We start from the raw sequence: 9,444 nt of genomic DNA on the forward strand, positions 1-9,444 counted from the left end.
GAGGACCTCGTCTCCATCCGCCCGCGAAAGCGCGACATGGGAACGATCGACCTGCCCAGTGAGTCCATGCACCGCACGGTCAAGTGGGTCTCGCGCGTTGCGGTGCCGGGCCTGCTGCTGGCCGTGGGCATTCTGGTGTGGCGCCGCCGGAGGGTGTCATGAAACGCAACACACTCATCCTGCTGCTGGTGGGGCTGGCCTTTGGTGCCTACCTGTATTTCGTCGAAGCCGAGCGCGAGGTCGCCGACGAGAGCGACGAGCCGGCGCTGCGCTACGTGGTGGATTTCCCCACGGACGAGGCGCTGAGTGCCCGCATTGCCGTGGGCGAGGGCCCACCCGCCCACATCGAAAAGACCGAGGATGGTTGGGTTTCCTGGGACGAGCAGAACCCCACGCGCTACGAGGCCGACGAAGACTGGATCAATGACTTTCTCGAACTCGTGCGCGGCGTCCAGGGCACGGGTCTCGTTGAAGAAGGCGCGGTCAATCTCTCCGACTACGGGATCAAGGACGAGGGGCCCTCCATCGAAATCCACGGCAAGCACGCCGCAGGTGCCGAGTGGACCCGGCGCATCGTGATCGGTGACAGCACCCCCGTCGGCGAAAAGCTCTACGTCACCAACCAGGACGGCAACGCGGTCTTTCTCATGGACGGCTACATGCGCGGCCAGCTCGATCGCGGCGTGGCGAACTTCCGCCCGCGTCGCCTGCTGAATTTCGAGACCGAACAGGTCGCCCGCATTGAAATCGCCCACCACGCCGGCGAGCCCTTTGCCCTCGATCGCATCGAGGGAAGCTGGAAAGTGAGCGGCAATGGCGAGGCGCTGGTCGACAACACCAAGGTCGATGCCATGCTGGGCGACCTGAAGTTCCTTGTCGTCTCGGAGTTTACCTTCGACAAGCTCGCCGACCGCGCGCCTGAATACGGGCTCTCCAGCCCCACGCAGACCATCGCCCTGAAGGATGCGTCCGGCGCAGAGCTGGCGCGTCTCCAGGTGGGAGACCGCGTGGAGGCGGCTTCGGGCGATTACTACGTCGCGACAAACAGCTCGGACGAAGTCTTCACGGTAAAGCCCGCCGCCATTGGCGAGCTGCCCAAGACGCTTGAAGACCTGGCACCGGCGCCGCCAAAACCCTCCATGCCCGAGGGCTCGAGTGAGGAGCAATCACCTGCCAATGTGCCGGCCGACATGCCGGGTGAATCCGAGGACCTTTCCGATGACTCGCCCGTGCTCGATGATACGAATCACGGCGCCATTCCCAACTAGAGCGCTTGGGCGCGGGCCCCGCGCTCGGATATAGTGGGCGAAAGAGTTTCTGGAGCCCCATGAGCGCACCCGAGAGATACGACCCGGGCGACCGGCCATCCGATCGCCTGCGCCTCGAACACGAGGCGCGCTATGCCTTTGCCGCACAGCTCGCTGAAGAGCGTGACCTGCTCGATGTAGGTTGCGGTGCGGGAATTGGTGCGCGCACATGCATCGAAGCCGGCGCGAAGTCGGCCACCCTTCTCGATGCCGACGAGGCCGCCTGCAACCTTGCCCGCGATACCCTGCACGGGCTCAAAAAGGTCGAGATTCGCCACGGCGCCGCGCAGGCACTTCCCTGGAGGAAACCGCGCTTCGATCTGGTGCTCTTCCTGGAAATCATCGAGCACCTGGAAGATCCGCGCGCCGCGCTCGAATCGCTCGCCCGCGTGCTGCGCCCACGCGGCGTCGTGGTTCTCTCCACACCTGCCATCAATGATCCCGGGAATCGCCATCACCTGCGGTGCTACGAAACCGCTGAGCAGCTCAAGGACGAACTGCGAGCGGTCTTTGCCCATGTGCGGATTTTCTCCCAGCAGGCCCTGTGCGGCAGCGCCATCGACGCGGGCAAGACCTATCCGCGCGGGCAGGTGCTCCCCACTCACTGGGTCGCGCTGGCGGGCAACGACAAGCTGCCGAGTGTGAAAAGTGCTGCAAGTTGGCATGAGCTCGACACCTACGAAGCCGCCACCCTGCGTCGCCTGGAATCCGACATTGCCCATCTCGAGCGTGAGCGCGACGCGCTCAAGGGTGAGCTCTCGGCCATGCGTCGCTCGCTTCGCTGGCGCATCACCGGCCGCCTGGCGCGCCTTCTGGGGCTGCCTGAATGAGTAGTGCCATCAGCGCGCAGGGTCTTTCGAAGACCTACCAGACCGGGCGCAGCCTGCTGCGCATTCTGGACTGGCTGGCTCGCGGCCGCCGCGCCCGAAGCAGTGCGAGCGTCCACGCGCTGGAAAACCTGGATTTCGAGGTCAGCCAGGGCGAAGCAGTCGGGCTGATCGGCCGCAATGGTGCGGGAAAAAGCACGCTCCTTCGAGTCATCGCCGGGATCCACCGGCCCAGCGCGGGCACCCTCGAAGTGGGTGGCACCACCCGCGCGGTTCTCGATCTTCAGTCGCTCTTCATCCCGCTGCTATCGGGCCGGGAGAACTTGCGATTTGGAATGCGCCTGTATGGGATTCATCCGGCTCAAACGGCCGAAGTTGAAGCCGAAGCCATCGCCTTTTCCGAGCTTGGCGATGCAATCGACGCCCCTCTGCAAACCTATTCGAGCGGCATGATGCTGCGCCTGGGGTTCTCGCTGGCCATTGCGCGGGCGCCCGAGATCCTGCTCATCGACGAGATCCTCCTGGTCGGAGACGAGTCCTTTCGCCAGAAGTGTTACGCCAAGGCGCGCGAGTTGCTGCAGGAGGGAACCACGGTCCTGTTTGCCTCGCACGATCTCTATCTGATTGAAAAACTCTGCCCGCGCACTCTGTGGCTCGAGCGCGGCCAGCTTTCCTCGGACGGCCCCTCGGGCGCGGTGATTGAGGAATACCAGCGCTTTCTCGACATCGATCCCAACATACAGCTCTCGGGCAAGAATGCCGAAGAGCTCAAAGAATGGATCTACCGCAAGTCGGAGGTCTCTCCCTTTCATGTGCGCGCGCTGAGCTGCGTGGATGGGGACGGCAATTCAAAGAGCCGCTTCCAGAGCGGCGATGCATTTGGCGTCGAAGCCGTGATCGAGCCCGAAGGCGATCAGCGCGAGCTTCACATCATCTTCTTCATCCACCGGCCCGACGGCACGCTGGTTGCGCAGGATGCGCACGTGGTTGAACTCGGCGACAACGCCGGCTCAATCCGCGTGACATTTTCAGTGGATAGCCTGCCGCTGGGGTCCGGTGACTACTACGTGCACCTGGTCCTGAGCGAGGAAGACCCGGTGGCACCGCACTTCGATTACCGCACCCAGCGGGCAAGCTTCACTGTGGACAACAGCGCCCTGGACCACCGGTTCCGCCGCGGCCTGGTTTGTCTTGACGGCAGGTGGGAGAGCGGCTCGTGAGCGCGCGCCAGATCAATCGCGCGAGCGCGTGGGCCCTCTACTGGGCGCTGGTTCGTCAGGACCTGCAGCTTCGCGTGCTGGGCTCGATGCTCGGGATGCTCTGGCTCGTGCTGCAGCCGCTGCTTTATCTCTCGTTCACCACCGTGGTGTTCTACTACGTGCTGGGCGTCCGGTTTGCCGACGGCGCCGTGGGCAGTTACGTACTGTTTCTGCTGACGGGCCTGGTCGCCTGGCTCGGCGTCAACGAAGGCATCGGCAAGGCCGCCCCCACGCTCATCGATCGCGCCAATCTGATTCGGAATTTCCCGATTCCCCGGGTGCTGGTCCCGCTCGTGCCACTCATCGCCGCGCTGGCCTATCAGGGTGTGTGTCTGCTGGCGCTCATTCTCGCCACTGCCGCGCGCGGTGAGCTCGGCTCCCAGGTCCTGATGCTCGCTCCGGCGCTCCTGCTCGAAGCGTTGCTGCTTGCCGGGATTGCGTGGCTCGTTGCCGCGGGCACGGTGCTCTATCGCGACATCCAGTATCTGCTCGCCTTCGCGCTCATGGCCTGGCTCTACCTCACGCCGATCTTCTATCCGGCCGGGCAGGTCCCGCCGCCGCTGGATCTGGTAGTCGTGCACACCAATCCGCTGGCCATGCTGGTCATCATTTTCCGGGGAGCGATTCTGGGAACGCAGGTCGCGTTCAACGTCTGGGGAACGCTGGCCTTCATCTCCCTGGCGATGTTTGCGCTGGGACTGATCGCGTTCCGGCGCGTTGAGCATGCGCTGGGAGATCTACTCTGAGCCGCGCAGCGCGCAGACCGCAAAGGGCGGCACCTCGGCAATCCGGTCACATTCGTTTTTGAAGAAGCCTGCCATGCGCACATAAGCGGCGCTCTCGAGCTGTGACTCGGCAACGCGCCGGAGTGACTGCGGCGGGTAGAGCAGGTGCGTGATGCCCTGGGCGCGAAGCGACGCTGCGATTCCGGCCGGCGTGTCGGCCTCGCGCGCGGCGCGGAGAAGTCTCTCGGGGAGAAATCCGTTGTCGAGAAGAACCCTGGCCGGAATGTAGTAGAAGCGATTGCCCGTCAGGACCGGATAGACCTGCGCATCCGCGCCCCAGGCGTTTCGACCGCGCTCGATGGCGCCGTATTCGGGGACCTGTTTTTCCAGATACTCCCTGCGCGTGAGCCTGCCCGAGAGATACGCGCTCGCATCGGTGTTGATGAACTGCGTTGCGATGTGGGCTGCGCCAAAGAGCGCGCCAAGCGCGCAGACAAGCCCCACAACCTGCACGGTTTTTCTGTTCCAGTCGACCTGCGGCGCGGTGCGCAGCAGCAGGACCGCCAGCGGCGGCAGGGCCGGCAAGTAGTAGCGCGCCCGGGCCGAAGCGAAGATCACCGTCAGCGCACTCACGGCGAGGAACTGAACGATCAGGCTGTTCTCGGTGGAAGCGAGTCGGCGACGTCGCAGCCACAACACCATGGGTGGCAGCACCAGCCAGAGCGGGCTCAATACGCCGTCGAAGTGTTCCTGCGAGCCTTCCAGTCCCGAGAAGAACACCCGGATTGGAACAAGAAGCTGCGCAAGCAGGGACTCTCCAAACATGTCGCGGCGCACCTGCCAGTGGCTGGCCCCAACGCCCGAGGCGGCGCCCGTCCCAAAGAGCGACCCGGCAAGCGGATAGATGGGATTGCCGGTCTCCATCAGATTGATCAGGAAGTGGGGCGCCGGAAGAAGCAGGATGAGTCCCAACGGCGCCAGGGCGCCCGGGCGCAGTTCCTTGCCACGCCGCCACCACTCGGCGATCGTTGCGCCCACAAACACCAGTGCCGCGGGCAGGGCGGAGTATTTGATGGCCAGAGCCCAGCCCACCAGCAGACTTGCCCATACGAGCCAGTGGCCCTCGCACTCATCGCTCCAGCGCGCCCAGCACAACCAGGCTCCAAGGAGCGCTGCAAGCATCGGCAGGTCGGCGTAGGCCATTCCCAGCAGGCTGTGAAAGGCGGGTGTGACCAGCCACAGCAGGGCCAACCACGGCGCAACGCGCAGCGAATCGTTGCCGGGACTCGCACGCAGCGCCATGGGAAGCACGAGGATGAGCAGACCAAAGAAGAAGTGAATGAGCCGCGCGAGCGCCTCGCTGTTCAGGTTCAGGGCCCCTGCGTAGAGCACCTGCGACCACGCGGGAAAGTAGCTGACCAGCACACCGGAAACGGGGCGGACGCTGCCTCGCTCAAGCCACAAGCCCGGCAGCGCCAGGTGGTGTGTGAGCTCATCGCGCGCCGCCGGCGGCAGCAGGCAGCAGGCAAGCGCGGGGAGTAGTAAAGCGATCATTGAAAACCAGAGCCAGCGATTGCGCGTGAGGGATTCGTGCTCCCGGCGCAGCAACATCGTTGTACCCGCGGCGAGGCTCAGCAGTGTCAGCATCAAAGCCGCACTGAGCACCCAGCCCGCGCCGACCCCGGTTGCCAGCACAAGCCAGCAGGGCAGGGCCGGTGCGGCGAGGCTCAGCCACACGCGGCGCGATTGTCTGAGGGATGAAGTCATCGACTAACAGGTTATCGGGGCGGGGGAAAAAGAAAAGGGCCGCCACAAGGGCGGCCCTTTCCAGGCTTGGACAAAGCAGAAATCAGGTGCAGCCGGCGCCCGAGTTGGCACGCGTGCCAACGGAGGCCGAGGTCTGGCAGTTGGAGTCCGAGTTGTCGTCGGTGGTGCCGTCAATCAGGTCGTCATAGAGGTTGCACGGAGCGCGCTGTGCCTCGCTGATGTACCACTGGTCGACAGCGGCGTCGGTGTCGATGTTGCCGCACATGCTGTAGCCGAAGCCATGCACAACGCCCGTACCGGTGCCGTCACCCACGATGTGGGATTCGAAGGTCGCGTTGGCCGCGGAGCAGCCGCCCGAGGTCGGCTCGCAGGTGGCCTGGCCGCCGGTGGCTTCGGTGTAGATCGAGATCGCACCGGCCGGGGCGAAACCGACGCGCCACAGGGAGTCGGTCGAGGTGGCAGCACCGCTGCCGCCGTACCACTCATACTGAGCGAAGTAGGCTTCCGAGGTCACATAGACACCGGTCAGGGTCGTGCGGGCCTCGCTCTTACGCGAGCGGGCGAGGAACGACAGGAACTTGGGAACGGCGACAGCCGCCAGGATGCCGATGATCGCGACAACGACCATCAGCTCGATGAGGGTGAAACCCTTGGATTTGCGAAGCTTATGCATGGAAATTTTCCTCCTATCCAAACTGTTACGCTTCTTGCGGTTACTTACGAATTGCCCTTACGAAGCCCTGAATAGAGCAAGCGCTGTGCCACTATCCAGTGAAGCAGATGAAAAATAAACCACCGTAATTTCAGATAGTTAGGTGCATCCAATGATTGAATGCGCATCACTTCCAGGTCCGGTGACGTGGATTGGCGCTTTCCCGGCTGCCAAATCGCAACCGACTGACAAAATTTGGCACTGCTTATCAGGCCTATCGACGCGAGGATGACACATTGCATTATTACGCGACCTTGTCCGACTGCTTGAACCCGTAGCTCTTAATCTTCCGGTAGAGGGTGGCTTTGCCAACCCCGAGGAGATCCGCCGCTTCAGCCACATTCCAGTCGGTCAGATCCAGGGCCCGGCGCATGGCCGAGCGCTCGAGTTCCTCAAGCGTGGGAAAGCTCTCCGCTGTCCAGGCCTCGGGCTGAGCCCGGGGCGAAGTCTCGGCGGCGCCGGCAACGGGGGCCCTGGCCGCAAAGAGCGATCCCTGAGTGCTCGATGCGTCCGAAGCCTCCAGCGCCGGCAGATCGATCTCCTGCTTACGTGCCAGAAGCCCGGCGCGGAAAACGCGGTTTTCAAGCTCGCGGACGTTTCCCTGCCAGGGAAGCGAACAGAGCAGATCCATCGCCTCGGGAGCGAAACCCTGAAGCGTTCGGCCCTCCTGGCGGTTGAATTTGTCGAGAAAGTGCCGCGCCAGCACAGGGATGTCCTCGCGCCGCTCACGCAGTGCGGGCAGGTGAATCGGGAAGACATTCAAGCGATAGTAGAGGTCTTCGCGGAAGGCGCCGCGCTTTACCTGATCCGAGAGATTCGCGTTCGTCGCGGCGATGATGCGCACGTCCACGTCGATGAGCCGCTGCCCGCCCACGCGCTCAACCTGCTTTTCCTGCAGCGCGCGCAGCAACTTGGCCTGCAGGGGCAGGGGAAGCTCGCCCAGCTCGTCGAGCAGCAGGGTGCCGCCGCTGGCCTGCTCGAACTTTCCAAGGCGCGCGGCCGTCGCGCCAGTGAAGGCGCCCTTTTCGTGGCCGAAGAGCTCGCTCTCCATGAGGCCCTCGGGAATGGCTGCGCAGTTGACCGCAATGAAGGGGCCGTCCCGGCGCGGACCGCTGAAGTGGATCGCCTTGGCCAGCATTTCTTTACCAGAGCCGCTCTCGCCGGTGATGAGCACCGGAACCTGGGAGTCGGTTACGCGCGAAAGCGCATCGAAGACCCGCTGCATGGCAGCACTCTCCCCAATGATTGAAGAACGCGCGTATTTCTCGTCCAGCGCCGATTCGAGCTGGCTCACGCGCCGGCTGAGCTGGCGGTTCGAGAGCGCGTTTTTCACAATGGTGGGGAGTTTTTCGAGATCCGTGGGTTTTCGCACATAATCGAAGGCACCGAGTTTCACGGCCTTCATGGCCGTTTCCACCGTCGCCTGGGCGGTAACCAGTACCACGGGCAGATCGGGGTCCTTGCGCCTGAACTCGCGCAGGGCGGCAATGCCGTCCATCTCGGGCATGTGGATGTCGCTGACCACCAGGTCAATGCCGCCCTCGGCATGCAGGGCAAGGCCCTCGCGCCCGGAGGTCGCCACGGTGGTTTCGAATCCCGCTGTCTGGAGGTTGCGTTCGAGTAGCTTACGGAAGCTCGGATCGTCGTCGATGATAAGGATTCGCATATCTCATTCTGAGAAGCTCAGCCCTTACCAGTCTCATTCTGAGTCTCTTCTTTGTATCAAATCGAGAATCCTCTGTCAGTAGCCGAGGCAAAAATTTATGAAATTTCTGAGCGAGCAGGCTCCTGAAGGGCATTGGCGCAATTCGAGAAATCGCGGCACGGGATGTGCTTTGTAAACCCTCAAGACAGCAACCCTGTCGAGACTCCTCCTTCCCGCCGGGTGATACGATCCCCGATCATCCGGCACCTCAACATCCCCTTTGGCCCGGTGCTACCCCCACCGGGCCAAATTTTTTTGTGCCCGTCTAGGTCTGCGCGGGCAGGGCGGCTAGGTTGAAGGGACTCCATCACGGGCGGGATGAGCGATTGAAGTCTCCACTACAACTTGAAGTTCACCGGGCGGTTCTCGCGCTGGTTGCAGCCCTGGGGCTCATGGCACTGCCGACACCGGCGCAGGCGGGCACGGAAGCGCTGGCTCCGGTCGGACGCATCGTTGCCCACGCGGGGCTTGGATACGGCAAGGCCGATACCCGCGGCGGCAGCGACCAGAGCATGGGCTTTTCGTTTGAGGCGGCCTGGCTCTTCGAACTCGCGGAAAGCGGCTTGCGCCTGGGCCCCCGGGCGGAGATTGCCGGCTACTCGACCTTCCACTCCGATGGTCAGATCTCCTACGGAACTCGCAGCTACAGCGGCGGGCTACAGGCCGAGTTTGATACCGAGCCCGCTCCCTCCGAACTGCTGGGCACGGACTATCACCTGGGCACGTATCTCTTCGTGGCCGGCGGCGGGCTCGAAGTGACCCGCTACGACAAGCGCACCAGCAACGAGATCAAGATTGCAACCACGGATCCTTCCGTGACCGTGGGCGGCGGACTCAACTGCTACATGGGCGAGGGGCTTTACGGCGTGGTGGGCCTTTCAATTGCCTACGGCCGCGGCCTGGGCAACGCGAAATCCGACAACGTGCGGGTGCTGGGTCAGGTCGGTTTTGCCTTCGATTGAGCCGGATTTCCCGTCCAAACTGCGTAAAAACTTTCCCGTTGCCACCAACGCGCTGCGTCGCTCGGCTCCGCCCCACCTGTCGCGGGAGAGGGGTTTCTCCCTGCTTTTTCGCAGCCCCGCGGCGACCATCCGGGCAGTGTCTCCACTCTCTCGCGCCCATGCAGCGCGCCCTCCGGGGCA

General features: G+C 63.6%; 8 protein-coding genes. 5 read left to right on the forward strand and 3 right to left on the reverse strand.

All coding sequences use genetic code 11. The features are described 5' to 3' along the window. Nucleotides 1–158 precede the first annotated feature (158 nt). Genes KDH09_02850 through KDH09_02865 form a run of 4 tightly spaced genes read left to right on the forward strand, consistent with a single transcriptional unit; the run spans nt 159 to nt 4,139 of the window. Complete coding sequence (locus tag KDH09_02850; protein MCB0218607.1) at nt 159–1,268, forward strand: DUF4340 domain-containing protein; 1,110 nt, start codon at nt 159–161, stop codon at nt 1,266–1,268. Nucleotides 1,269–1,327: 59 nt separating this feature from the next. Then, complete coding sequence (locus tag KDH09_02855; GenBank protein MCB0218608.1) at nt 1,328–2,137, forward strand: methyltransferase domain-containing protein; 810 nt, start codon at nt 1,328–1,330, stop codon at nt 2,135–2,137. Then, the gene (locus tag KDH09_02860; protein MCB0218609.1) at nt 2,134–3,354 is read left to right on the forward strand and encodes an ABC transporter ATP-binding protein; all 1,221 of its coding nucleotides are present in this window, start codon (nt 2,134–2,136) and stop codon (nt 3,352–3,354) included. The genes KDH09_02855 and KDH09_02860 overlap by 4 nt, the downstream gene beginning before the upstream one ends. After that, nucleotides 3,351–4,139 carry an ABC transporter permease gene (locus tag KDH09_02865; protein ID MCB0218610.1) on the forward strand — a complete coding sequence of 263 codons (789 nt, stop codon included), beginning with the start codon at nt 3,351–3,353 and terminating at the stop codon, nt 4,137–4,139. Before KDH09_02860 ends, KDH09_02865 begins: the two co-directional genes overlap by 4 nt. On the opposite strand, the gene KDH09_02870 is transcribed toward KDH09_02865, so the two are convergent. The 3 genes from KDH09_02870 to KDH09_02880 form a co-directional block, all read right to left on the reverse strand. After that, on the reverse strand, nt 4,131–5,885 hold the full coding sequence (locus KDH09_02870) for a hypothetical protein (protein MCB0218611.1): 1,755 nt from the start codon (nt 5,883–5,885) through the stop codon (nt 4,131–4,133). The two genes, KDH09_02865 and KDH09_02870, sit on opposite strands and share 9 nt — an antisense overlap. A gap of 82 nt (nt 5,886–5,967) precedes the next feature. Continuing rightward, the gene (locus KDH09_02875; protein MCB0218612.1) at nt 5,968–6,558 is read right to left on the reverse strand and encodes a prepilin-type N-terminal cleavage/methylation domain-containing protein; all 591 of its coding nucleotides are present in this window, start codon (nt 6,556–6,558) and stop codon (nt 5,968–5,970) included. A gap of 283 nt (nt 6,559–6,841) precedes the next feature. Then, nucleotides 6,842–8,263, reverse strand: a complete 1,422-nt coding sequence (locus KDH09_02880) for a sigma-54-dependent Fis family transcriptional regulator (GenBank protein MCB0218613.1) — start codon at nt 8,261–8,263, stop codon at nt 6,842–6,844. 365 nt (nt 8,264–8,628) lie between these two features. On the opposite strand from KDH09_02880, the gene KDH09_02885 reads away from it, so the two are divergent. Next, nucleotides 8,629–9,264: a hypothetical protein gene (locus KDH09_02885; GenBank protein ID MCB0218614.1), complete on the forward strand. Its 636-nt coding sequence runs from the start codon at nt 8,629–8,631 to the stop codon at nt 9,262–9,264. Nucleotides 9,265–9,444: the final 180 nt, after the last annotated feature.

This window comes from Chrysiogenia bacterium, from assembly GCA_020434085.1.
GTDB lineage: Bacteria > JAGRBM01 > JAGRBM01 > JAGRBM01 > JAGRBM01 > JAGRBM01.